Annotated in this window: 23 protein-coding genes; 10 read left to right on the top strand and 13 right to left on the bottom strand. The window is 72.4% G+C overall.

What is annotated here, in order from left to right:
• The first annotated feature begins 2 nt into the window (after positions 1-2).
• Together AB0I15_RS45225 and AB0I15_RS45230 are read left to right on the top strand one after the other, a co-directional pair.
• Positions 3-2003, top strand: a complete 2001-nt coding sequence (locus AB0I15_RS45225) for a hydantoinase/oxoprolinase family protein (protein WP_358110934.1) — start codon at positions 3-5, stop codon at positions 2001-2003.
• Positions 1996-3810 (top strand): hydantoinase B/oxoprolinase family protein, encoded by a 1815-nt coding sequence (locus tag AB0I15_RS45230; RefSeq protein WP_358110937.1) that lies wholly within the window; start codon positions 1996-1998, stop codon positions 3808-3810. The genes AB0I15_RS45225 and AB0I15_RS45230 overlap by 8 nt, the downstream gene beginning before the upstream one ends.
• A gap of 10 nt (positions 3811-3820) precedes the next feature.
• Here AB0I15_RS45230 and AB0I15_RS45235 read toward each other — a convergent pair whose 3' ends face one another.
• Entirely contained in the window at positions 3821-4690 is an 870-nt protein-coding gene (locus AB0I15_RS45235) for an NAD(P)-dependent oxidoreductase (RefSeq protein WP_358110940.1), read from the bottom strand.
• Positions 4691-4969: 279 nt separating this feature from the next.
• Here AB0I15_RS45235 and AB0I15_RS45240 point away from each other — a divergent pair, with 279 nt between their 5' ends.
• Positions 4970-5650, top strand: a complete 681-nt coding sequence (locus AB0I15_RS45240; protein WP_358110943.1) for a histidine phosphatase family protein — start codon at positions 4970-4972, stop codon at positions 5648-5650.
• 94 nt (positions 5651-5744) lie between these two features.
• On the opposite strand, the gene AB0I15_RS45245 is transcribed toward AB0I15_RS45240, so the two are convergent.
• Complete coding sequence (locus AB0I15_RS45245) at positions 5745-6275, bottom strand: hypothetical protein (RefSeq protein WP_358110946.1); 531 nt, start codon at positions 6273-6275, stop codon at positions 5745-5747.
• A gap of 76 nt (positions 6276-6351) precedes the next feature.
• Between AB0I15_RS45245 and AB0I15_RS45250 the strand changes: the two genes are divergently transcribed.
• Both AB0I15_RS45250 and AB0I15_RS45255 read left to right on the top strand, forming a co-directional pair.
• The gene (locus AB0I15_RS45250; protein ID WP_358110949.1) at positions 6352-7509 is read left to right on the top strand and encodes a CoA transferase; all 1158 of its coding nucleotides are present in this window, start codon (positions 6352-6354) and stop codon (positions 7507-7509) included.
• 74 nt (positions 7510-7583) lie between these two features.
• The gene (locus AB0I15_RS45255; RefSeq protein WP_358110952.1) at positions 7584-9104 is read left to right on the top strand and encodes a carboxyl transferase domain-containing protein; all 1521 of its coding nucleotides are present in this window, start codon (positions 7584-7586) and stop codon (positions 9102-9104) included.
• On the opposite strand, the gene AB0I15_RS45260 is transcribed toward AB0I15_RS45255, so the two are convergent.
• From AB0I15_RS45260 to AB0I15_RS45290, 7 genes are read right to left on the bottom strand one after another with little or no spacing between them, the layout of a single operon-like run.
• On the bottom strand, positions 9101-11038 hold the full coding sequence (locus tag AB0I15_RS45260; protein ID WP_358110954.1) for a hypothetical protein: 1938 nt from the start codon (positions 11036-11038) through the stop codon (positions 9101-9103). The genes AB0I15_RS45255 and AB0I15_RS45260 overlap by 4 nt on opposite strands.
• A complete protein-coding gene (locus tag AB0I15_RS45265) occupies positions 11035-11532 on the bottom strand; it encodes a sigma-70 family RNA polymerase sigma factor (protein ID WP_358110957.1) in 498 nt (165 codons plus the stop codon). Before AB0I15_RS45265 ends, AB0I15_RS45260 begins: the two co-directional genes overlap by 4 nt.
• 34 nt (positions 11533-11566) lie before the next feature.
• The gene (locus tag AB0I15_RS45270; protein WP_358110960.1) at positions 11567-11962 is read right to left on the bottom strand and encodes a hypothetical protein; all 396 of its coding nucleotides are present in this window, start codon (positions 11960-11962) and stop codon (positions 11567-11569) included.
• Positions 11959-12405 (bottom strand): hypothetical protein, encoded by a 447-nt coding sequence (locus tag AB0I15_RS45275; protein ID WP_358110963.1) that lies wholly within the window; start codon positions 12403-12405, stop codon positions 11959-11961. The genes AB0I15_RS45270 and AB0I15_RS45275 overlap by 4 nt, the downstream gene beginning before the upstream one ends.
• Positions 12406-12447: 42 nt before the next feature.
• A complete protein-coding gene (locus tag AB0I15_RS45280) occupies positions 12448-13224 on the bottom strand; it encodes a carbon-nitrogen hydrolase family protein (RefSeq protein WP_358110966.1) in 777 nt (258 codons plus the stop codon).
• The gene (locus AB0I15_RS45285; protein WP_358110969.1) at positions 13184-14146 is read right to left on the bottom strand and encodes a DUF418 domain-containing protein; all 963 of its coding nucleotides are present in this window, start codon (positions 14144-14146) and stop codon (positions 13184-13186) included. The genes AB0I15_RS45280 and AB0I15_RS45285 overlap by 41 nt, the downstream gene beginning before the upstream one ends.
• The gene (locus AB0I15_RS45290; RefSeq protein ID WP_358110971.1) at positions 14143-15969 is read right to left on the bottom strand and encodes an alpha/beta fold hydrolase; all 1827 of its coding nucleotides are present in this window, start codon (positions 15967-15969) and stop codon (positions 14143-14145) included. The genes AB0I15_RS45285 and AB0I15_RS45290 overlap by 4 nt, the downstream gene beginning before the upstream one ends.
• Before the next feature lie 25 nt (positions 15970-15994).
• Here AB0I15_RS45290 and AB0I15_RS45295 point away from each other — a divergent pair, with 25 nt between their 5' ends.
• Entirely contained in the window at positions 15995-17161 is a 1167-nt protein-coding gene (locus AB0I15_RS45295) for a pyridoxal phosphate-dependent aminotransferase (protein ID WP_358110973.1), read from the top strand.
• An 11-nt stretch (positions 17162-17172) separates the two neighbouring features.
• Here the strand turns inward: AB0I15_RS45295 and AB0I15_RS45300 are convergent, their stop codons facing one another.
• The 4 genes from AB0I15_RS45300 to AB0I15_RS45315 form a co-directional block, all read right to left on the bottom strand.
• Positions 17173-17493: an Atu4866 domain-containing protein gene (locus AB0I15_RS45300; protein WP_358110975.1), complete on the bottom strand. Its 321-nt coding sequence runs from the start codon at positions 17491-17493 to the stop codon at positions 17173-17175.
• Positions 17494-17647: 154 nt separating this feature from the next.
• Entirely contained in the window at positions 17648-18676 is a 1029-nt protein-coding gene (locus AB0I15_RS45305) for an FUSC family protein (RefSeq protein ID WP_358110978.1), read from the bottom strand.
• Positions 18677-18750: 74 nt separating this feature from the next.
• Positions 18751-20034 carry an FUSC family protein gene (locus AB0I15_RS45310; protein WP_358111121.1) on the bottom strand — a complete coding sequence of 428 codons (1284 nt, stop codon included), beginning with the start codon at positions 20032-20034 and terminating at the stop codon, positions 18751-18753.
• Positions 20035-20123: 89 nt separating this feature from the next.
• Complete coding sequence (locus AB0I15_RS45315; protein ID WP_358110980.1) at positions 20124-20801, bottom strand: alpha/beta fold hydrolase; 678 nt, start codon at positions 20799-20801, stop codon at positions 20124-20126.
• A 177-nt stretch (positions 20802-20978) separates the two neighbouring features.
• Between AB0I15_RS45315 and AB0I15_RS45320 the strand changes: the two genes are divergently transcribed.
• The 4 genes from AB0I15_RS45320 (at position 20979) to AB0I15_RS45335 (ending at position 23851) form a co-directional block, all read left to right on the top strand.
• Positions 20979-22070 carry a ring-opening amidohydrolase gene (locus tag AB0I15_RS45320; protein ID WP_358110982.1) on the top strand — a complete coding sequence of 364 codons (1092 nt, stop codon included), beginning with the start codon at positions 20979-20981 and terminating at the stop codon, positions 22068-22070.
• 66 nt (positions 22071-22136) lie between these two features.
• Complete coding sequence (locus AB0I15_RS45325) at positions 22137-22484, top strand: PadR family transcriptional regulator (protein WP_358110985.1); 348 nt, start codon at positions 22137-22139, stop codon at positions 22482-22484.
• On the top strand, positions 22481-23245 hold the full coding sequence (locus AB0I15_RS45330) for an HD domain-containing protein (protein ID WP_358110988.1): 765 nt from the start codon (positions 22481-22483) through the stop codon (positions 23243-23245). Before AB0I15_RS45325 ends, AB0I15_RS45330 begins: the two co-directional genes overlap by 4 nt.
• Before the next feature lie 60 nt (positions 23246-23305).
• Positions 23306-23851 carry an SseB family protein gene (locus tag AB0I15_RS45335; RefSeq protein ID WP_358110991.1) on the top strand — a complete coding sequence of 182 codons (546 nt, stop codon included), beginning with the start codon at positions 23306-23308 and terminating at the stop codon, positions 23849-23851.
• The last annotated feature ends 269 nt before the right edge of the window (positions 23852-24120 follow it).

A 24120-nucleotide genomic window follows, 5' to 3' on the forward strand; every position in this document is an offset into this window, starting at 1 on the left:
CCATGCGTAGCGTCCGTATCGGTGTGGACACCGGAGGAACGTTCACCGACGTCGTGGCGGTGGACGAGGAGACCGGTGAGATCCTCACCACGAAGACCCCTTCGACCCCCGCCAACCCGGCGGACGGGTTCGTCGCGGGCATCGAGAAGCTGGGATCGCTCGATGTGAGCGCGGTGGTGCACGGCACCACGGTGGCCACCAACCAGCTCCTCGAAGACCGCATCGCGAACCTCGGGTTCATCACGACCGAGGGGTTCGAGTACATCCTGGAGATCGCCAGGCAGAGCGTGCCCGACGGCTACGGCAACTCCTACTTCTGGGTCAAGCCGCCCAGGATCGTTCCCGTGCACCTGGTCAAGACCGTCGGCGGGCGGCTCGACCACCTCGGCGCGGAGGTGCGGCCGTTCTCGGAGGAGCAGGCCGTCGAGGTGGCCCGCTGGTTCAAGTCCAAGGGCGTCACCGCGATCGGCGTCTGCTTCCTGCACGCCTACGCCAACCCCGAGCACGAGCGCCGCATGCGCGAGGTGCTCTGGCGTGAGCACCCGCAGGCGGTGATCTCGCTGTCGAGCGACGTGCTGCGCGAATACCGCGAGTACGAGCGCTCGGTCACCACCCTGGTGGACGCCGCCGTCAAGCCGGCCATGCGCAGCTACATCGCGACGCTGTCCAACCGGCTGGGCATGCCGTTCTCGGTCATGAAGTCCAACGGCGGCGTGCTGTCCGCCCGCGAGGTCGTCAACCAGCCGATCACCACCGTCCTGTCGGGGCCGGCGGCGGGCGCGCTGGGCGCGGCGCTCATCGCCTCCACGGCGGGCCACACGTCGGTGATCACGCTCGACGGCGGCGGCACCTCGACGGACGTGGCCGTGGTGATCGACGGCGAGCCCTCCATCACCACCGAGGGTGCCATCGGCCGCTACCCGTGCAAGATCCCGATGATCGACATCATCACGGTCGGCGCGGGCGGCGGCTCGATCGCCTGGATCTCGCCCGAGGGCACGCTCAAGGTCGGACCCAAGTCCGCCGGCGCCGACCCGGGGCCGCTCTGCTACGGCAAGGGCGGGACCGAGGTGACGGTGACGGACGCGCACGTGTTCCTCGGCCGCATCCCGCCGCACCTGCTCGGCGGGGAGATCCCGCTCGACGCCGACGCCGCCCGTACCGGGATCCAGGCGCTGGCCGACAAGCTCGGGCTCACCCCCGAGCGCACGGCGACCGGGATCCTGGAGATCAGCGCGTTCAACCAGAGCAACGCGATCAGGCAGCTCACCGTCAAGCGCGGGCTCGACGTGCGGGACTTCCCGCTGGTGACGTTCGGCGGGTCGGGGCCGCTGCTGGCGTGCCGGCTGATCGACATCCTCGGCCTGCCGGCCGTCGTCGTCCCGCGCGACCCGGGCAACGTGTCGGCGTTCGGGCTGCTCACGGTCGACGTCAAGAACGACTACGTCCGTACGTACGTCACCCGCGACCTCTCGCTCGGCAAGGCCGTCGAGATCTTCCACGACCTGGAGCATCAGGCGGGCGAGGCCCTGGGCCGCGAGGGCTTCGACGACCCGGTCTACCTGCGCAGCGCCGACCTGCGTTACTACGGCCAGGCGTACGAGGTCCGCGTCCCGGCCCCCGCCGGCGAGATCGACGACGACTGGCACACCGAGGTCGTCGGCCGCTTCCACGACGCCCATGAGAGGCTCTACGGCTACGCCTACCGCGACGACCCCCGTCACGGCGTCGAATGGGTGAACCTGCGCGTCTCCGGCATCGGCCCCATCACCCGCCCCACCCTCCGCCGCCTGGAGAAGGCCGGCGAGGGCGCCACCTCCGTGCGCCCGGTGACCTTCGAGGAGACCCGCGACACCCCGATCCACCAGCGCGCCGCGCTCGGCCCGGGGGCCACGGTCGAGGGCCCGGCGGTGATCGAGGAGTACGGCTCGACGATCCCCATCCACCCGGGTTTCACCGCGACGGTCGACGAATACGGAAATGTGGAGGTACGTCGTGACTGATCCCATTCTCGTGGAGATCGTCGAGGGCACGCTCGCGTCCGTCGAGAAGGAGGTCGAGACCGCCATCGCGCGCACGGCCCGCTCTCCGATGATCCGCGACGCGCACGACTTCCGCGCGGGCATCCACGACGTACGGCTGCGCAAGCTCACCGGCCGCTCCTACAGCGCGCTCGTCCAGCCGGTCGTGCGCGACTTCCCGATCGAGACGATGAAGCCGGGCGACGTCTACTTCCACAACGACGTCTACCTGTCGGAGGGCGGCATCGGCCACCTGCCCGACCTGTGCGTCACAGTGCCGGTCTTCCACGAGGGCGACGTGGTCGCCTTCGTGCAGGCGTTCGGCCACCACGACGACATCGGCGGGGCCGTGCCCGGTTCCATGCCCTCGCACGCCCGCTCGGTCTTCGAAGAGGGCCTCATGGTGCCGCCCATCAAGCTCTGGGACGAGGGCGTGCCCAACGAGGCCGCGCTGCGCATCATGACCCGCAACTCCCGCATGCCCGACTCGCTGTCCGGCGACCTGGACGCCGAGTGCTCGGCCTGCCTGATGGGGGCGCGGCGGCTCGGCGAGCTGTTCGCCCGGTACGGCAGGCAGGCCGTCGAGGAGTGCTTCGACGCGATCATCGGCAAGACGACCGAGACGTTCCGCCGGGAACTGCTGGCCAAGATCCCCGAGGGGACGTACGTGTGGGAGGACTACGCCGAGCACGACGGCGTGGACGAGCCCCGCCTGCACGCCCAGCGCATCACGCTCACCGTGGACCACGCGCTGGACGCGCCGCTGACGATCGACTTCACCGGCACGTCGCCGCAGGCCAAGGGGCCGATCAACCACGCGGGCGACTACGCCGACGGGGTGTTCCTGAAGAAGTGGCTGGCCCCCGTGCTGCGCAACCTGGCCGACACGCCGGAGCGGATGGCCGAGCTCGACGTCAACGAGGGCGTCGTGCCCCTCATCAAGATGATCTTCCCGGAGAAGGGCACCCTGCTCACCCCGGTCTTCCCGGCCCCCACCAACGCCCGCACGTTCGTCATCCTGCGCCTGCTCGGCGTCCTGGCGGGCGTCCTGGCCAAGGCCACCGGCGGACGCATGCCCGCCGACCAGGAGACCATCCGCTACACCGGCGTCTACGGCACGGACGCCGACGGAGTGCCCTACCTGATGCGCGAGGTTTTGGGCGGCGGCTCCGGCGGGCGCTGGTACGCCGACGGCGAGGACACCATCCACGTGGTGCCCGACTCGCGCAACATCCCGGTGGAGTTCGCCGAGTCGCGCTGGCCGTTCCGGGTCGAGCGGCTGGGGCTGGCCTGCGACTCCGGCGGGCCGGGGATGTACAGGGGCGGGCTCGGCTACGACAAGCACATCAGGATGCTGCGGGACACGTCGTACATGTCGATCGCCGATCGCTCGATCCTGTCCTGCTGGGGCGTCAACGGCGGCCTCGCCGGGCGGCCGTTCCGGGTGGAGATCGCGGGCAAGGAGATGGAAGGGCTGGTGGACGACCACCAGGTGCAGGCGGGCGAGCTGATCAGGATCCGCACGACCGGGGGCGGCGGCTGGGGCTCCCCGTACGACCGAGACCCGCGTGCCGTGGCGGCCGACGTACGCGACGGCAAGGTCTCGATCGCGGGCGCGCTCGGCGACTACGGCGTGGTCCTCGACGGTGATCGCATCGACGAGCGGGGCACGGCCGAGCTCCGCGCCAACCTGCGGCCCCCCGCCGACCGCTTCTTCGACCGGGGCCCCGGCTACGCGAAGCTGTCGGGCGGGCGCCCCTTCGCGGAGGTCGACGAGTACCGCCCGTGAGCGGGCGCGCCTACTCCTTGGCGAAGCTCGCGAAATAGGTGGCCGCCATGTCCTCCTCGCCGTGGCCCTGCGCCTCGGCGCGGCGGAGGCGCTCGCCGGCGGCGGCCACCAGGTCCAGCCGGACGCCGGCCGACTCGCCCGCCCGGGTGATCAGCCGGGTGTCCTTCTCCGCGTTGCGCACGGTGAAGCTGGGCGTGAAGTCGCCCTCCAGGACGGCCTTCGACTTGGCCTGGAAGTAGGCGTTGTCCATGGGGCCGCCGGTGAGCACCTGGCGGACCAGGCCGGGGTCGAGGCCGAGCCCCTTGGCGAGCGAGAGGGCCTCGGCCACGACGGCGGTCATCGAGATGCCGAAGCTCACCGTGGCCATCTTGAGCTTCGTGCCGGTGCCGGCGGCGCCGTCGTCGCCGAGCCAGAGCGTACGCTGCCCGAGCACCTGGAAGACCGGCTCCAGCGCCTGCCTGGCGGCCTGCGGGCCCGCCGCGAGGATGACGAGGCTGCCCTGCTCGGCCGGCTGGCGGGTGCCCTGGACCGGCGCGTCGGCGAACGTCAGCCCGTGCCGGGCGGCCAGCGCGGCCAGCGGCCCGATCGCCTCGACGCCCACCGTGCTCATCTGCGCCCACACCTGGCCGGGCCGGAGCGAGGGGGCGGCGGCCGACATCGCGGCGTGCACCGCGTCGCCGTCGCTGAGCATCGTGACGATCACGTCCGCACCCTCGGCCGCCTCGGCGGGGGAGCCGGCGACCACGGCGCCGTCGGCCGCCAGCGGCTCGGCCTTCTCCCTGGTGCGATTCCACACCTTGACCGGCATGCCGGACCTGAGAAGGTTGCGCGCCATGGGCGCACCCATGAGCCCCGTCCCGAGAACTGCGATAGAAGCCATGGGATCACCATACGAAACCGGGTGGGCCCGGCTGGAACAGAGTGTTAATCCGCAGGAAACACCGTGGGCGTGCACTGAGGGGGACTCACACGACGACGTGAGGCGCACCTGGGTCCCGCCGGTTCGCACGCGTCCGGTCCGAGAGACGCGGGCGGCCCCGCACCGCACTCACCGGGGCCGCCCCCGGCGGGACCGCGGCCCGGGAGGCCGGTCATCGGCCTGGCCGCCTCCCGGCCGGCGCCGTGCGGGGTTCGCGCGCCGCGTGTGAGGATGGCGGGCATGGGCCCCGAGCAGATCATGGCGGTGCGTCACGGCGAGAGCGAGGCCAACCTCGCCCACCGGCGGGCCGGCACGACCCCGCTGGTCTACGAGCGCGGCGACGACGAGGTGACGCTGACGGAGCTGGGCAGGACGCAGGCGGCGGCCCTCGGGCGGCTGCTCGCGGCCCTGCCCGCCGGTGAGGCGCCCGAGCTGGTGTGGTGCTCGCCCTACCTGCGCGCGCTCGACACCTGGCGGCTCGCGCGGGAGCGGTGGGGCGCCGCGCCTCCCGTCACCGTGGACGGGCGGCTCAGAGACCAGGAGGCGGGCGCGTTCGCGCACCTCAACGTGGCCGCCATCCAGGAACGCCATCCTGGGGAGATGGCGCGGCGCGAGCGCGAGGGCGCCTACGCCTTCCGGCCGCCGGGCGGCGAGTCGCTCGCGGACGTGGTGGTCCGGCTGCGCGGCTTCCTCGCCGACCTGAGCCTGGACCGGCGGGCGGACGGGCGGCGGGTGCTGATCGTCGCCCACGACTCGGTGGTGCTCGGGCTGCGGCACGTGATCGCCGCCGCGCCGGACGCGGAGCTGGCCGCCGTGCTGGAGTTCGCGCCGGTCCTGAACGCCTCGGTGTCGCTCTGGCGCGCCGGCGGCGGGCGCCTCGACCTCGTCCGCTTCAACGACGTCACCCACCTCACCCCCTGACACCGCCGGCAGCGGCACGCTCCCGGGCCCCGAGCTCACCCCAAGCTGCGAGCTCACCCCAAGCTGCGAGCCGGCCTCACGCCCCGGCGCCGGGTCACGTCCTGATGATGAGGTCGGCCCGGTCGCGGGTGCCGTCCGCGGCGAACCAGGCGCGTTCGGCCGCGAACCACCGCCGCCACCGCGGCTCCAGCTCCGGCCCGTCCCGCTCCAGGACCCGCCGCAGCCGCACCGCCTCGGGCGCCTCCACCCAGACGGTGAACGCCAGCAGCCCGGCCGCGGAGGCGCGCGCCGTACCGACGCCCTCGATGACGAGCACCGGCGCGACCGGCACCGCCACCTCCTCGGCGTACGTCCCGCGCACCCAGTCGTACCTGCGGAAACCGCCCGGCAGGCCGTCCCGCAGCGGAGCCAGTACCTGCGACTCCAGCGCCTGGAACCACGCGCCAGGCCCTTCCTCCCACGGCACGGGGAAGTCGTCGCTGTGGACCACCTGGCAGCTCAGGGCCGCCGCCAGCCGCCCCGCGTACGTCGTCTTGCCCGACCCGGCGGGCCCGTCCACGGCCACCAGCCGGACCGGGCCGCACGACGGCGGAAGGCTCCTGATATGGGCGGCCGGCTGATACATCGGACCAGGGTAGATGACGTGGAGTGGGCGCCTGAGAGAATGTTCTTTCGCCCCGAAGGCAAGTAGGAGGTTGATCTTGCTCGGACCCCTCGGTGACATTGTCGTGCTCGATCTGTCCAGGGCCCTGGCCGGGCCGCACGCCGCGCAGATGCTCGGCGACCTGGGCGCTCGGGTGATCAAGGTGGAGCATCCGGACGGGGGCGACGAATCCCGCGGCTGGGGGCCGCCGTTCGTTGGACCGGATCACGAAATTTCGACCTATTTCCTGGCAGCCAATCGCAACAAGCAGTCCGTCGCCGTCGACCTCAAGTCCGACGAGGGCAAACGGCTGATCGAGCGCCTCGTACGCCAGAGCGACGTCCTCGTCGAGAACTTCCGCACCGGCGTGCTCGACCGCCTCGGCTTCTCCGTCGAGCGCCTCCATGAGCTCAACCCCCGTCTCGTCATCCTGTCGATCACCGGCTTCGGCCACGACGGGCCCGAGGGCGGGCGGCCGGGCTACGACCAGATCGCCCAGGGGGAGGCCGGCCTGATGTCGCTGACCGGCCCCTCGCCCGACGAGCCCTACCGCGTCGGCGCCTCCATCGCCGACCTGCTGGCCGGCATCCACGGCGCGTACGGCGTGGCCGGCGCGCTCTACGAACGCGAGCGCACGGGCAAGGGCCGGGTCGTCCGCACCTCGCTGCTCGCCGCCATCACCGGCGTGCACTCCTACCACGGCACCGCCTGGACCGTCGGCGGCAAGGTCCCCGGCGCGAACGGCAACCACCACGCCTCCATCGCCCCCTATGGAGCCTTCCGCTGCGCCGACGGAATGCTGCAGATCGCCGCCGCGAACGAGGGCCAGTGGAAGAAGGTGGCCGCGCTACTCGACATCGACCCCAATGTGGCGAAATATGCGACGAACAGGGACAGGTTTGCCCACCGGGATGAGCTGATCGCCGACATGGAGAAGGCACTGGCCGCCCACGATCGTGATCATTGGCTGGCCGAGCTCGGCGGCGCGGGCGTGCCCGCGGGCGCGATCAGGTCCATCGACGAGGTCTACACCTGGGCGCAGACCCGTTCGCAGGGCCTGGTCGTCGAGGTGGATCATCCCGTGCTCGGCAAGATCGAGCTGCCCGGGCCGCCGCTGCGCTTCGACGGGCTGGACGAGGTGGAGCACACCGCCCCGCCCGCGCTCGGCCAGGACGGCGACGCCGTGCTGGCGTGGCTCGAAGAGCGCGAGCGATGATCCGCAATTCGTGGCACCGGGCGGCGCGTTCGTGCGTCAACATTGCAACGCAGGCTGACATCTAGGGAGCGATAGTGAGCCGTCCGGACGCGCGCACACTGATCGAAACGGTCCTCGACCCGGGGTCGTGGAAATCGTGGGACGCGCCGCCCGCCGATCCGGCCGAGCCAGGCTCCTCCTACGCCGACGAGCTCGCCGCGGCCCGCGTCAAGTCGGGCTACGACGAGGCCGTGATCAGTGGCGAAGGGCTGCTCGACGGCCGCAGGGTGGCCGTCGTGGCGTGCGAGTTCTCGTTCATGGCGGGCTCGATCGGGGTCGCGGCGGCCGAGCGGTTCGTGACCGCGGTCGAGCGGGCCACCCGCGAGCGGCTGCCGCTGCTCGCCGCGCCCGCGTCGGGCGGCACGCGCATGCAGGAGGGTGCGCTGGCGTTCGTCCAGATGGTGAAGATCACCCTCGCGATCCAGGCGCACCGGGCCGTCGGCCTGCCCTACGTGGTCTACCTGCGGCACCCGACGACGGGCGGGGTGTTCGCGTCGTGGGGCTCGCTCGGGCACGTCACGGCCGCCGAGCCGGGGGCGCTGATCGGGTTCCTGGGGCCGCGGGTGTTCGAGTCGCTGCACGGCTATCCGTTCCCCGAGGGCGTCCAGATCTCGGAGAACCTGCACCGCAAGGGGCTGCTCGACGCGGTCGTCTCGGCGGGCGACGCGCGGGAGGTGGCGATCAAGGCGCTCACCGTGCTGGCCGCCGACAAGTCCGGCATCGTGGCCGGCGAGCCGCCCGAGGAGGACCTGCGGCCGGTGGAGGCATGGGAGGCGATCACCCGCTCGCGCCGCGACGACCGGCCCGGCGTCCGTACGCTGCTCAAGCTCGCCGCCTCCGACGTCACCCCGCTCAGCGGCACCGGCGAGGGCGAGAACGAGCCGGGGCTGCTGCTCGCGCTGGCCAGGTTCGGCACCGCGCCCGCGGTGGTGCTCGGCCAGGACCGGCGGCTCCAGCGGACCAACTCGCCGCTCGGCCCGGCCGGGCTGAGGGTGGCCCGGCGCGGCATGCGCCTGGCGGCCGAGCTCGGGCTGCCGCTGGTCACCGTGATCGACACCGCCGGCGCTGACCTGTCGAAGGCGGCCGAGGAGGGCGGGCTGGCCGCCGAGATCGCCCGCTGCCTGGCCGAGCTGGTCATGCTCGACGCTCCCACCGTCTGCCTGCTGCTCGGTGAGGGCGCCGGCGGCGCGGCGCTGGCGCTGCTGCCCGCCGACCGGGTGCTGTGCGCGCAGCACGGCTGGCTGTCCCCGCTGCCGCCGGAGGGCGCCTCCGCCATCCTCTACCGCTCGGTCGACTTCGCCCCGGAGATCGCCCAGGCCCAGCGCATCCGCGCCACCGACCTGCGGCGCGACGGCATCGTGGACCGGGTGATCCCCGAGCTGCCCGACGCCGCCTACGAGCCGCGGCAGTTCTGCGAGCGGGTGGGGCGGGCGCTGGAGTACGAGATCGCGAACCTGCTCCGGGAGAGCCCGGAAGACCGCTTCACGGCCCGCCAGGCCCGCTACCGCAACCTCGGGTACCCACCCCGCCCCACCACCACGGCCGGCCCGGGCTAGGAGCCGTTCCTGAGCGGGACGGGGTCGCTGCGCCACAGCTCCTTGCCGTCGGCGTCGTAACCGGTGACGACCGTCCCGGCCGAGAAGTCGGCGCCCGCCGGGGTCGGCGCCGCGAACAGCGCCACCCCCTGCCCCCACTGGTCGGGGACGCCGTCGGCGGTGACGGTGACGCCGTTCGTGGTGACGACCTCGACCTTGGCCGTGCCGCCGGGCGCGTAGCCGTACCAGGCGTTCGCGTGCTGGGCCCAGCGCACCACCTGGCCGGGGCCGAGCAGGTCGCTCAGCCTGCCGCCGGGCAGCGGCCCGGGCAGGGCCGGCACCACCTTTCCGTTCTGCCAGAAGGCCATGCAGCCCGGCTCGCCGACCAGCGCCGTGATCCCCGCCGGCAACCGCTGGTGTGGGGCGTCCGACCGAGCGGCCTTGCGGGCGCAGCCCTTGTCGTACTCCGCGATGTGCTCGAGCGGGCGGCCCTTCGCCTTCAAGGTGAAGCCCGCGACCACCACGTCACCACCCGGGACCGTGACGTACCAGATCCGCGCCGGGGTGTCCTTGCCGCGCAGGAACGACGCGGCGACGTGGCGGCCGTCGGAGAGCACCGCCTCGACCGCCTCCCAATCGTCGCCCGCCACGCCCAGGTGGGTGACGCTCCCCGGCTCGGGCAGGTACGTGGTGACCTTCTGGGAGAAGAGCCCGCCGATCCGGCCGCCGAGACAGCTCGGAGCCCAGCCTTCGGGCACCACACCCCCGGAATGGCAGAGCGTGGTCACTCCCGAGGTCCCGTCGGTGAACCAGGCCTTCACCGGCTCACCGGACTCACCGGTGCCCGGGATGGTCATCAGCTCGCCGACCGGCGGCAGCTCCTTCGGCGCCAGCGACGCCGAGTTGTCATCGCGCCACACCTCGGCGCCCGAGGCGTCGTAGGCGACCAGCCGGTAGTCGTCGCGCCGGTCGCCGGCCGGGTTCTGGACGGAGAACAGCGTCAGGCCCAGGCCCCACGGATCGGGCCGCGTCTCGACGCCGACGCCGAGCCCGTCGCCGAACGAGAACTCGATCCTGGCGACGTCCTTGCGGGCGACGCCGGTGATCACGCTCCCCTTCATGATCGGGTGCACCGGCGGCAGGTCGCCCGCGACCGGGGACGAGCCGAGGTCCGCCCCGCCCCGCGTCAGGCTCAGCGTCGTGCCCTCCTTCGACCGGTACAGCCGCGCGAAGACGCCCTCGGGCAGTTCCACGGCCGCGCCGTCGGGCTTCCCCTCCACGATGTTCATCATGTCGCGCGACCACTGCCCGAGGTTCCGGCCCCGGTCGTCCGTGATCTCGATCATGGGTATCGGCCGCGGTGCCGGATAGGTCACCGTCCAGATCCGGTACGGCGCCCCGGCCGGCCGCAGCACCGTGCCGGCGTACCTCTTGCCGTCCGCCGCGACCCCCGTCACGCCGCCGACGTCGTCCAGCGCCACCCCCCAGTCCATCGTGGTCTCGGTCCCGTCCCGCAGGGTGCTGCCGGTGAACCAGGCGTCCGCGTTCAGCTCCTCCGAGACGCCCGAGCAGCCCCCGTACGGCTCCGCGCCGGCCCGTTCCATGACGAAGCACAGCTCGGGATAGCCCAGCCGGGCCTTGGCGAACCAGAGCCGCAGCGGCCGGCCCTCGGTGGGGTTGTCCACGATCACCTGCTCGCCCGAGGCGGTCCTGTCCCGCATGAGCCGCTGATAGACCTCGTCGGGGTCGGCCGCGGTGTTCCTGCCCAGGCCCCCGTTGAGCAGGACGGGAACGAACACGGCCAGCAGCGCCACCGGCAGCGCGGCCAGGACGAACCGCAGGGGACGGCGTCTCGGCCGGCGATCCCGGGTCCGGGCCCAGGCGTGCGGGCTCGCCTCGTAGGTGTCCGCGCGGGCGTCGAACGCGGCCCGCAGCCGCTCTTCCAGATCGTTCACCGGTCCTCCTCCTTGAGCGCCTTGCCCAGGGCCGCCAGACCCCTGCTGGCGTGGGTCTTCACCGATCCGGGCGAGACGCCCATGGCGTCGGCGATCTCGCGTTCCGACAGGTCCAGCCAGTAGCGCAGGACGAGGGCCTCGCGCTGGCGGCGGGGCAGGCGGTCGACGGCCGCCAGGAGCTCGCGGTGCTCCTCGGAGACCAGGACGGCGTGCTCGCTGCTGCGGGCCGGTTCGGGAGGGTCGGGGCGGCGCAGCCGGACGAGCCTGAGGTGGCGCAGGCGGTTACGGGTCAGGTTGCAGACGGTCGCGCGCAAGTAGGCCATCGCGGCCCCGTCGTCGCGCAGCCGCCTGGTGTGCAGCCGGGCGAACGCCTCCTGGGCGATGTCCTCCGGATCGTCCGCGCCGAGGAGCCCGGCCAGGCGTACCAGGGATGGGTACTGGGCCGCGAACAGATCGGCGAACGACGGCTGCGCCATGGTCGCTGTTTCGGTCACACCGTTAGAGACACACGGAGCCGCCGCCGGTTGACTAGGGGACCGGAATCCTTTCGACGCGGATCGAGAAGACCTCTTCGCGGGGCACCACGACCTCGTAGGCGCCGTGGTCGACCATCCAGTAGCCCAGCGCCTCCGCCTTCATGCCGCTGTGCCCGGTGTAGGCGATGTGGAGCCCGTCGTCGTCCTCGTCGAGGACGATGCACGGCTCGCCGCCGAACGCGCCCACGGTGCGGATCAGCACCACCCACTCCACCTGCGACCGGGGCACCGCGCGCCGCCAGTAGCCGGAGCCGGCCTCGAAGCCGTCGAGCTCCGTCTCGCTGAACAGCACCACCTGGTCGTTGTCGGGCCCGAGGGCGGCGGGCAGGGTGCGCTCACCGAAGCGGGCCACGAAGCCGGAGGCGACCGGCGTGATGTCGTCGCTCATGCGGAGCGCCGCCAGGTCAGCCCGTCGTAGGCGGCGAAGGCCCGCTCGCCCTCGCCCGCCAGGTGGATGATCTCCGCGCCGGCCGGAATCGGCATCGGGACGGTGTGGAACTGTGGCACCACGTGCTCCGACGAGGTCGTGAACCCGTTGCCGGCGAACGGCGGCGCGTCGCTCCAGTCACCCCCCATGTGCGGTCCGTACGGCACCGCGTAGGTGTCGACGTCGCGGGCGTACCAGCGCATCACGTAAAGTTCGGGCACTTCGGCGAACAGCTCCGATCCATCGAACGACAGGTCGAGCCCGTAGTAGAGAGCCTCGGGCGTGGTCAGCCGGACACAATCCTGCACCCGGTAGACGTAGCCTGAGATGACCGTGCGCTTGCCCGACAGATATGGCACGAGCAGACGCGGCGGGACCACCTTCTGCATCTGCGTTCCGCTCACGCCTCTACTTTACGATCGGTTTACCCTCCGGCGGACCGCCCCCTAGAGCACCCGGTGGTCCAGGCACGGCAGCGTGGCCCTCGCGGTGGCCGTCCACTCGTGATCCACCTCGACGATCCGCACGCCAGGGCCGGTGCCGAGGTCGGCGCGGACCACGCCGAGCGGGTCGACCAGCATGCTGCGGCCCACCCCGAATCCGTCGGACGACTCAGCCGGATTGGGCGCCTGGCCGACGGCCGCGGTCCACATCGTGTTCTCCAGCGCCCGCGCCCGGACCAGCGTCACCCAGTGGTCCTCCTTGAGCGGCCCCGACCCCCAGGCGGCGATCACCGCGAACAGCTCCGCGCCCTGGTCGACCAGCGCCCTGGCCAGCTCGGGGAACCGGATGTCGTAGCAGGTGATCAGCCCGACCCGGACCCCGGCCAGCTCGACCACGACCGGCTGGGCGCCGCGCGCCACCAGGTCGGACTCCTTGGCGCCGAACGAGTCGAACAGGTGGATCTTCCGGTACGCCGCCCGCACCGCGCCCTCGGCGTCGATGGCCACGGCCGTGTTGTGCACCCGGCCCTCACCCGGCTCGAACACCCCGGCGATCACCGCCAGCCCGTGCCGCCTGGCGGCCTCGGCCAGCCCCGACACGAACGGCCCGTCCAGCGGCTCGGCCAGGTCGGTGATGCGCCTGCCGTAGCGGGTGAGCGTGGCCTCGGGGAAGATCGCGAGCTCGGCCCCCTCGGCGCGGGCGAGCGCCTCAGTGGCTCTTTTCAGGTTCGCCGAAGGGTCAGGGGACACCGGGATCTGACAGAGGGCGATTCTGGTCACGGCCCGACTCTAGCCGGTTGGGCACCGGCCGCAACCAGGTCAGGCAGCGCCATGCCCACTCAAGGGGACCGTACCTGAACCTCGCCAGCCACCACCGGCTGATCAGCGCCTGAGCGATGACGGTGGCCGCCGCCAGCGCCACCACCGACCACCGGGTCGCGTCGGAGTCGAGCATCGGCGCGGCCATGACGATCACCACGGTGCCGGAGACGTAGTTCGTCAGCGCCATCTTGCCCAGCGGCTCCAGCGCCGCCGACGACCACGGCCGCAGCGCCAGCACCAGGCCCAGCGAGTACGCCGCCGCCCCCGCCAGCGCGGCCAGGCTGTAGACGAGCCAGGTGTGGGCGAAGTCGAACCACGCGTCCGGCCGCAGATGGGCGACGTCCAGCCAGAACCCGGTGAGCAGCACGGTGGTCAGCGCGGTCACCGCGAAGCCGGGCAGCAGCAGCCGCCGCGACGGCTCCAGCCGCCACACGCCCATGCCGATCAGGAACAGCCCGGGGATCAGCATCGCCCCGCCGCCCACGCCGGGCATCAGCGCCCAGGCGACGCCCGCCAGGCCCAGCAGCAGCACCGGCAGGCCACCGGCCATGAACGAGGCCGGCAGCAGCACCACCGCGCCCCAGAAGGCGTAGTCGGTCAGCACCTCGCCCTCGTACCAGGTGCGCTGGATCAGCCCCAGGCACAGCAGCCAGAACAGCCTGCTCAGCAGCGCCCAGCGGCTGTTGTTGCGCAGGAACAGCAGGAAGCTGATGCCGAACAGCATCGAGAAGATCGGATAGAAGCGGCTCTGGAACAGCGCCTCGATCGTCCAGTCGACCCCGGTCGGCGGCTCCTTCTCGGTGTGCTGCCAGGTGTTGACCAGCATGATGCCGCCCACCGCGAAACCGCGTAGGGCGTCGAGCTCACGGATACGTGTCACAGGAACCAGGTGAACCACCATACGAGGAATCCGCCGCTGATGGCGGTTGCCACGATTTGCGGCCATCTGCGTTTCTGGAACAGCGCCGCGGCGGTCAGGACGGCGGCCCCGGCCGCCAGCCACGAGTACGTCCCGGCGATAGCGGGGATCCCGACCGCCAGGGCGGTCTCGTTCCTGCTCGCCAAGGTGTGGACCGACTCGGCGATCAGCCCTGTGAACGCCAGGCCCGCCAGCCCGCCGAACGCCGCCAGCGCCCGGCCCTTCAGCGCGCCCGAGACGAGCTGGACCAGCGACATGAGCGCGAACAGCGCGAAGGGCGCGGCCAGCCACGGCGCGCGCGAGATCTCGTACGGCGCCGCGGTCACGAGCAGGTCACCCGGCCGGATGACGCCCCCGGCCCCGTCCCCGCCCCCGCCCCCGGCAGCGGCAGCGGCTCCGGCTTCGGTGGCTTCGGCGGCGCAGGGGGTGATGACCTGCCGGTCGGGGGCGGCGACGAAGCCGACGATCTTCTCGCGGGCGCACGCGCTGGCCAGGAACACCGCGTGGGAGACCCCGGCGAACCGCTCGAACCGGCCGGCGGGCAGCGCCTGGGCGGCGGGCTCCGCGGTCCTGGGCGGCGTGGTGGGGTCGTATTCGCCGCCGAGCACGTAGACGGGAGCCGCAGTGGTGGCCGCAGTGGTGGCCGTGGTGGTGGCCGTGGTGGTGGCCGTGGTGGTGGCCGTGGTGGTGGCCGTGGTGGTGGCGTTCACGGGCTTGGACGCGGGGAGCTGCCACGCCGTACAGACCGCTTTGTCGGCATTGACGGTGAAAAGTCGAGACTTGCCGGTGTTGAACGGGACCTCGTCCTGGCACTGCACCGCGTGGTACAGCCCGAACTCGTGCGACACCAGCCCCTCACCCACGGCGTCGGCCAGCGGACGCAGCAGCTCGTCGTGCCCCTCGGCCAGCGCGCTCACCATCGCGGGCGCCACCCGGGCCACCTCGGCCTCGGCCAGCGCCTCCGCCAGGATCGTGGCCACGTCGTCGCCGCTCATGCGCGCCGTGAACGCCTTGCCGAGCAGCGGGTCGGTCGTCGGGACCTGCGCCGGGGCCCTGTTCAGCCGCGCCACCACGGCCTCGAACCGGTCCCGCACGCCCAGCCGCGCCATGGTGTCGGCCAGGTTCCGGTCGGCGTCGTCGTACCAGTCGACGCCCTCGGGCAGGTAGGAGTCCAGCACCACCGACCGCACCCCCTCGGGGTCGGCCGCGGCGGCGTCCATCATGACCCGGGTGGAGTAGCTGACGCCGAACAGGTTCCACGAGGGGTAGCCGAGGTGTTCGCGCAGCGCGACGACGTCGGCCGCGATCTCCTTCGTGTTGTATCCCCGCAGGTCCACGCCCTGCTCCCGCAACCGGTCGCGGCAGCGTACGGCGGCGGCGCCCACGTCGGCGGGCGGCCGGCGCAACCGGCCGAGCAGCGCCTGCGCGGTCTCCGGGCAGCCCAGGACGGGCCGGGAGTACTTGCTGCCGCGCTGCTCGACCGTCACCACGTCGCGGTCGGGGAACATCGCGCTGAGGAACCCCATGAGCTGCGTCGAGGCGGAGCCGGGGCCGCCGCTCATGTACACGACGGGGTCGGGCCGGCGATTCCGGGCGGCCGACAGGTGCACGGCGTAGCCGACCTCGATCTTCCTCCCGGGGGCGTCCCTGCGCTCGGGAACCTCGAGGAAACCGCAGGTCGTACGGGTGGGCATGGGGACCGGGCAGGCATCCGGCCCGGCCGGATCCGAGGTCGTCACGGGGGGCACGGTCAGGGCGAGGGCGAGCACGACCTGAATGATCACGGGACGAGACTAATAGTGTGGAGCCGTGACCGAACCACTTGTTTCCAGGATGCGCGCTTTCGGCACGACGATTTTCGCGGAGATGAGCGCGCTGGCCGTACAGACCGGGTCGATCAACCTCGGCCAGGGCTTCCCTGACACCGACGGGCCCGCGGCGATGCTCGACCGCGCCGTGCAGGCGATCGGGGCGGGCGCCAACCAGTATCCGCCGGGGCCGGGCGTGCTGGAGCTGCGGCAGGCCGTGTCGGAGCACCGCCTGGCGCGCTACGGGCTCGCCTACGATCCGGTGGGGGAGATCCTGGTCACGGTGGGCGCCACCGAGGCGGTGGCCGCCTCGGTGCTGGCGCTGTGCGAGCCGGGGGACGAGGTGATCGCGTTCGAGCCCTACTACGACTCCTACGCCGCCTCCATCGCCCTGGCCCAGGCCCGGCTGGTGGCCGTGACGATGCGCCCGGTCGAGGGCCGCTTCACCTTCGACCCCGCCGAGCTGCGCGCCGCCATCACGCCCCGCACCCGGGTCATCCTCGTCAACTCGCCGCACAACCCGACGGGCACGGTGTTCACCCGTGAGGAGCTGACGTTCATCGCGGAGCTGTGCCAGGAGCACGGGCTGACCGCCGTCACCGACGAGGTGTACGAGCACCTCACGTTCGACGGGGTCGAGCACATCCCCATGGCCACGCTGCCCGGGATGCGCGAGCGCACGGTCATGATCTCCTCCGCCGGCAAGACGTTCTCGGTCACCGGCTGGAAGACGGGGTGGGTGTGCGCCCCGCCGGCGCTGGTCACGGCGGTGCAGACGGTCAAGCAGTTCCTGACGTTCACGGCGAGCGCGCCCTGGCAGCTCGCGGTGGCCTACGGGCTGCGGCACGAGCTGGACTGGGTGGCGGCGCTCGGGGCCGGCCTCCAGGACAAGCGCGACCGGCTGATGGAGGGGCTGTCGGCGGCCGGGTTCTCGGTGCTGCGGCCTTCGGGGACGTACTTCGTGCAGACCGACATCCGGCCGCTGGGCTTCTCGGACGGCCTCGAGCTCACCCGCCGGCTCCCCGAGCTGGCCGGGGTGGTGGCCATCCCCACCCAGGTCTTCTACGACCACGCGGAGCGGGGCCGGCACTTCGTGCGGTTCGCGTTCTGCAAGAAGGACGAGGTCATCGACGAGGCGGTGACCCGCCTGAAGCGCCTGTCCACCTGACGGCGGCCGGGTCATCGCTCCCGGTGCAGGACGAGGTGCTCGTGGTAGAGCACCCCGTCACGGACGTCGCCGGTGGCGGTGAACCCGAGGTCGTCGACATAGTCGATGTGGTCGCCCGTGACGGTGTAGCGGCCGGTGTAGGCCCGCCGCCGCCCGTCCCGCTCCTCCTCGTACCGGCCGTCGGCCCGCAGCTCCTGCCGGATCCGGCCGTCGGCGGTGACCCACATGCCGACGTGCGGATGCGGCTTCCCGCCCGCTCCGCCGCGGCCGTCGGCGGCGCAGGCCGACAGCGTGGTGAGGACGCCGAGCACGAGCAGTGTCTTTCCGATCATCTTCGCCGGACCTCCGTGGTCACCTCGGCCGCCCGTGTGGCGGCGTTCCCGAGTCTGCCGAGGTCGCGGGCCAGGGTGGAACGGCGAGCTCTTCCTAGGAGCCCCGCACCCAGGCGCACCGCCCTCATGAGCGCGGTTCACGACCCGCGCACCTTCACGGGGAGGGCTCGTCCAGCGGGGTCAGGGCCGCGGTGGCCTCCTCGTGCTCCATGCCCGTCGCCTGCAGCAGGTCCACGACCACCGAGCGCAACTGCGCGATGATGACGTGGGCCGAGAACCCCAGCCCCTGCGGCCGTTCCCTGGCCGCCACCGCCAGCAGCGCCTGCCGGGCCAGCGCCGGTTCCCGCCCGGCGCCGAGCTCCAGTTGCAGCAGCAGCGCCGCCTCCGATACCTCCCGCATCGCCTCCGCCAGGGCGGCCGGGGGCGGGCTGGCCTCGCCGAGCGAGGCCAGCGTGCGCCTGCTCAGCACCCGCGCGTTCCGCAGCGCCAGGTCCACCGGCACGGCGGCCGTCTCGTAGCGGGCCAGGCGGGCCCGCCGGTGCCAGTGCAGGGGCGAGATCAGGGCGATCTCCTTGCTGGTCTCCAGCGCCGCCTCGAACTCCTCCACCGCCGCCTGCGTGCTGCGCGCCTCCTCCAGCGCCTCGGCCGCCAGGTCCACGTCGCGCTTCTCGATCGCCTCCGCCGCCCGTTCCAGCACCGTGGACAGCGCGTCGAGCACCCCGGACAGATGCTTGGCCGCGATCGTGAACGGGCTCGCGGGCAGCAACGCGACCGCCGCGATGCCGACGATGCCACCGGTGAGCGCGTCGGCCATCCGGTCCAGCCCGCCGGCGCCCTCGCCGGGCACCAGCGTGGCCACCAGCACGGCCGACGAACCCGCCTGCGCCACGAACAGCGCGCCGCTGTTCAGCAGCACCGCCACGGCCATGGCCAGCCCCACGACCAGCGCGATCTGCCAGGCTCCCGAGCCGATCCAGGACACCAGCAGGTCACCGACGCCGACGCCGAGGCTCACCCCGACGACCAGCTCGACCACGCGCCGCAGCCGCTGCCCGAGCCCGACGCCCACGCAGATCAGCACGGAGATGGGCGCGAAGAACGGGCGGGGGTGGCCGAGCAGCTCGATGGCGATGAGCCAGGCCAGAGCGGCACCGACCGCGCACTGTGCGACGGAGGGCGCCATGAGGCCGAAGGTGCTCAGCCGTTCTCTTACATGATCGCTGAGCCTCGTACGCACCTTTCCACCTTGGCGGATCTTTATGACATTGAGGTCACGTTCGTCCCGGCTAAGCGCTTTTCGTGGTCCGGATCTTCCCGCTCGTGGTGAGCGTTCGCGTCTTCGGAGGCGTCTTCGGAGGCGTCTTCGGAGGCGTCTTCGGAGGCGTCCTCTGGGACGTCTTCGGGAGTGTCCTCGACAGTGTCCTCGACAGTGTCCTCGACAGTGTCCTCGACAGTGTCCTCGAGAGTGTCCTCGAGAGTGTCTTCGGCGGCGTCGAGGGGTGGCAGCGCGGCGACCACCTCCTCGCGTTCGGTGCCGGTCGCCTGCAGCAGGTCCACGATGATCGACCGGAGCTGGGCGATCATCACGTCCGCCGAGAAACCCCAGCGCTCGGACCTCTGGCGCGAGGCCACCGACAACATCGCCCGCACCGACTCGTCGGGGGTGCGGCCCGCCGCCAGCTCGTCGCGGAGCAGCAGGGTCGCGTCGGCCAGGTCGCGTAGCGCGCGGGGCAGCCAGGGCGGCAGCGGCCGGGAGCCGTCGAGGGCCACGATGGCCCGCCTGGCCAGCACTCTGGCGTTCCTCAGCGCGTGATCCAGCGGGACGGCGGCCTTCTCGTAGCCCTCCAGCCGCGTCCGGCGATGGCGGTGCAGCGGCGAGATGGTGGCGATCTCCCTGCTGGTCTCCAGCGCCTGCTTGAACTCCTCAACGCTCGTCTGGGTGCCCCGCGCCGCCCGCAGCGCCTCGGCGGCCAGGCCCGAGTCGGACCTCTCGACGGCCTCCGCGGTCCGCCGCAGCGCGTCGGACAGCGCCCCGAACATCCCCATCGCGTGGCGTGTCGCCAGCGCGGACGGGCTGGCGGGCAGCAGGGCCACCGCGGCCAGCCCCATGAGGCCGCCCACCAGGGCGTCGACCATCCGGTTGAGGCCCCCGACGCCGCTCGGCGGCAGGAGCGTCGCGACCAGCACGGCCGAGGAGCCGGCCTGAAGGACGATCAGGGAGCCGCTGTCGAGCAGCACCGCGGCGGCCATCGCCAGCGCCACGACCAGCGCGATCTGCCAGGCTCCCGAGCCGATCCAGGACACCAGCAGGTCGCCGACGCCGATCCCCACACTGACCCCGACGACCAGCTCGACCACCCGCCGCAGCCGCTGCCCGAACCCCACGCCGATGCAGACCACCACCGCGATGGGCGCGAAGAACGGACGGCAGTGACCGAGCACCTCCTTGGCCACCAGCCAGGCGAGCGCGGAGGCGACGGCGCACTGGCCGATCGAGGGCGCCATCAGCCGCAGCCTGCTCAGACGCTGGGGTACGTGCATGTCGACCACGCCTCTACCCTGGCCCCGGTACGTGACACCAGGGTTACGGCCGGATGAGATGGAGCTCCGCGAGGGAGAGGCGGGCGTTCTCAGCGGCCGGGGAAGCGGGCGAGGAAGGCGTCGACCTCGCGCAGGAACTCGCGCCGCGCGTCCATGTGGACGAGGTGCCCCACGTCGAGCGTGACCAGCTCCGCCCCCGGGATCAGCGCCGCCACCTTCCCGGCGTCGAGCGGGCTCTGCGCGCCGGCCAGGACCAGCGTCGGCGCCGTCACCTTCGCCAGCCGCCCCGCCCACGCCGGGTCGGGATCGACCAGTTGCCGCTCGGTGTCGTGCATCATCCGCCAGTCGAACCCGATGGACCCGTCCTCCTCGATCGGCGCGCGCCCGGTGATCGGGTAGGGCTGGGGCGGATCCTCCAGCACGAGCCGCGCCACCCGCCCGGGGTGGTCCATGGCCACGTGGTACGACACCACGCCACCGAGCGAGTGCCCGATCAGCGTGACCCGCTCGATGCCCAGATGGTCGAGCAGCGCGATGACGTCCCCGGCCATCGCGGACAGCGCATATTCCCCCGGATGGTCGCTGGCCCCGTGTCCCCGCAGGTCGAGCGCGAACACGTGATGGCGGGCCGCGAAGTGCTGGGTGATCCCGTTCCAGTCGTTGTGGTCGGCGGTGCGGCCGTGGATCAGCAGGAGCGGGGGAGCGGAGGAGTCGCCTTCCTCCCGGTAGACGAGCTTGATCCCGTTGACGTGCGCTTCGCGAATCACATCCCGGACCCTATCCCCGCCGTGGGCATGAACGCCGTACACCCCGACCGGTGATCGCGCTGAGCGTACCTTGACATCACCGACGGCGTTCATGGGCACACATTGACCATGAACCCCGCTGACCGGCTCGGCTAGCGTCGCCAGGGCAGGGGGAACCGGTACGAGAAGGGGCGTGGCATGCCGGACCCGATCGAAGTACGCAAGGTGCCCATCGAGAGCGTCACCGACGCCTCCGGGCTGTCGCGGCTCATCGCCGACGGCGTGATCGAGGCGGACCGGGTGCTGGCCGTCGTCGGCAAGACCGAGGGCAACGGCGGCGTCAACGACTACACCCGCATCCTGGCCGACCGCGCCTTCCGCGAGGTGCTGGCCGAGCACGGGCATCCGGCGCCGGAGAGCGTGCCGCTGGTGTGGTCGGGCGGCACCGACGGCATCCTGAGCCCGCACGCCACCATCTTCGCCACCACCGCCGACGCCCCCGCCACCGAGGAGCCCCGGCTGTCCGTCGGGGTCGCGATGAGCGAGGTCATCCTGCCCGAAGACATCGGCCGCCCCGCCATGGTGGAGAAGGTCGCCGCCGGGGTGCGCGAGGCCATGAAGATCGCCGGCATCGACGACCCGCGCGACGTCCACTACGTACAGACCAAGACGCCGCTCCTCACCCTGGCCACCATCACCGATGCCAAGAGCCGCGGCCAGGACACCGCCATCGAGGAGACCGGCCCCTCCATGGACCTGTCCAACTCCACGACCGCCCTCGGCATCGCCGTCGCGCTCGGCGAGATCGAGATGCCCACCGCCGACCAGATCCACAAGGACCTGTCGCTCTACTCGTCGGTCGCCTCCTGCTCGTCCGGCGTGGAGCTGGACCGGGCGCAGATCGTGCTGGTGGGCAACGTACGCGGCATCGGCGGCCGCTACCGCATCGGCCACAGCGTCATGAAGGACGCCCTCGACGCCGACGGCATCTGGGAGGCCATCCGCGACGCCGGCCTGTCGCTGCCCGACCGCCCGCACCCGTCCGACCTCGGAGACCGGCTGGTCAACGTGTTCATGAAGTGCGAGGCCGACCCGTCGGGGCGGGTGCGCGGGCGCCGCAACATCATGCTCGACGACTCCGACGTGCACTGGCACCGCCAGATCAAGGCGGCGGTGGGCGGGGTGGCGGCCTCGGTCACGGGCGACCCGGCGGTGTTCGTCTCCGTGGCCGCCGTTCACCAGGGGCCGTCGGGAGGCGGTCCGGTGGCGGCCATCGCCGACCTCGGCTGAGACCCGCTCAAGGACGTCACCGAAAGGGAAGGGACGCGGCTTCCCTACCTATGTAGAGTTCGAGCTATGCAGAGCAGTCCACGGATGACCATGCCGACGCAGGCGGTCCTGCGTGCGCTCCTGAGCGCTCCCGAGCGGGAGCGTTATGGCCTGGAGCTGTGCGGGCTGGCCGACATGCCGAGCGGCACGCTCTACCCGATCCTGGCCCGGCTCGAGCAGATGGGCTGGGTGGAGAGCCGGTGGGAGGACCCTGAGACGCACGTGGCGGAGGGGCGGCCACGTCGCCGCTACTACCGGATCACCACCGACGGCGCGCAGCAGGCCAGGGAGGCGATCGCCAGGGCCTACCGGTCGCGGCGGCAGCGGGTGCCGGGCTGGCTGGCCGGACCCGGCGCGGTGGGAGGAGGACCGTGAGCCCTCGGCCGACCGCGAACCTCCAGTCCCTGCTGGACGCCGCCGGCGACGCGCTGACCGGTGAACGCCTGCGGCTGGTGCAGCGGGCCTACCTGATCGCCGCCTACTGGCACCGGGGGCAGCTTCGCCGGAGCGGCGACCCCTATGTCTCCCACCCGGTCGCCGTCGCCGTGATCCTGGCCGAGCTGGGCATGGACCACGAGCTGATCTGCGCCGGGCTGCTCCACGACGTGCTGGAGGACACCGCCTGCCCGGTGGAGGAGCTGGTCGCGGAGGTCGGGGAGGCGATCACGGATCTGGTACGCGGGTTCGCCGCGCTCGACGATCCCGGCCGCAGGCCGGCCGACTGGGCCACCTCCACGGACGAGCGGGTGCTGACGCTCAAGCTCGCCGACCGGCTGCACAACCTGCGCACGATCGGTTTCCTGCCGGAGGCGAAGCAGCACCAGAAGTCCCGCGAGACCCTCGACGTCGTCGCCCCCGTCGCCCGGCGGCTGCGGCTGACGCAGGTCGAGGAGGAGCTGCGGCGGCTGTCCAGGGCCGCCTTGTCGGGGCGGCGCGGCGTACCGGCCTCGTTCGGGGTCATCAGCGCGGGCGCGATCATGCTTCCGCCGGTGGCCCGGGGCCGGTGGCTGGAGGAATGGCTCGGGGAGCTGCACGTGCTGCCCGGCGCGCGGGCCAGGTTGCGGTTCGCGCTGCGGGTGCTGGCGGGAATGCCGCGCATGGCCGTGACCCTGCGCCGCCGGTCTGCGGGCCGCTGACAGGCTTTCGGACCGCGCCGGGCGCCGGGGTGGTGGCGGGCGCGGGTAGTCTCGGACTCTGTGCCGAGCATCCCGCGACCTCTCGATCCCCATGACGACGGCGCCGCCTCTCCCGCCGTGGCCGCCGCCCTCGCCGCCCACCAGGCCGGTACGGCCGACGCCACCGACGTCCTGACCGCCCTCAGCGGCGCCCGGCTGCTGGTGCCCGTCGTCGCGCTGCTCACCGAGTCCGAGGTCGGCGCGCACGGGCTGCGTCAGGAGAAGGAGAGCGAGATGGCCCTGCCCAAGCTCGTCGGGCAGGACGGGCGGCAGGCGGTGCTCGCGTTCACCAGCACGGAGGCGCTGACCCGGTGGCGGTCCGACGCGCGCCCGATCCAGGCCACCACACTGCAGGTCTGCCATGCGGCCGTGCAGGAGGAGGCGGCGGCGGTCGTGGTGGACGTGGCGGGGCCGGTGCAGTTCGTGATCGAGGGCGAGGTGCTGGCGGCGCTCGCCGCCGTCGAGTCCGGCACCGTGGGGCAGCTCACCGGGGTCACCGTCGCCAGGGTCGAGCCCGCACCCGACCCACCCACCCCCCGCAAACGCCGCTGGTTCTCCAAACGCTGACCCACAACAACCGCCAACCCGCACGCCCCTGCCCCGACCCCCCGCACCCACCCGCCCACCGCACCTTGGCCCCATCGCGTGCCCGCCCACCACGCCCTGCCCGCCGTGCACCCGCTCACCCCTCCCGCTCACCCCTCCCGCTCACCCCTCCCGCTCACCCCTCCCGCTCATCGTGCGCTGAGCCGGCGCGTGCGTCCGTCGTGCACTGGCCCACCGCGCGTTGTCGTGCCGAAGGGGTGCTGATTCGGGTCGTGCCATGCCGAATCGGT

The organism is Nonomuraea sp. NPDC050643 (assembly GCF_040654715.1).
In the GTDB taxonomy this organism is placed as follows: Bacteria; Actinomycetota; Actinomycetes; order Streptosporangiales; family Streptosporangiaceae; genus Nonomuraea.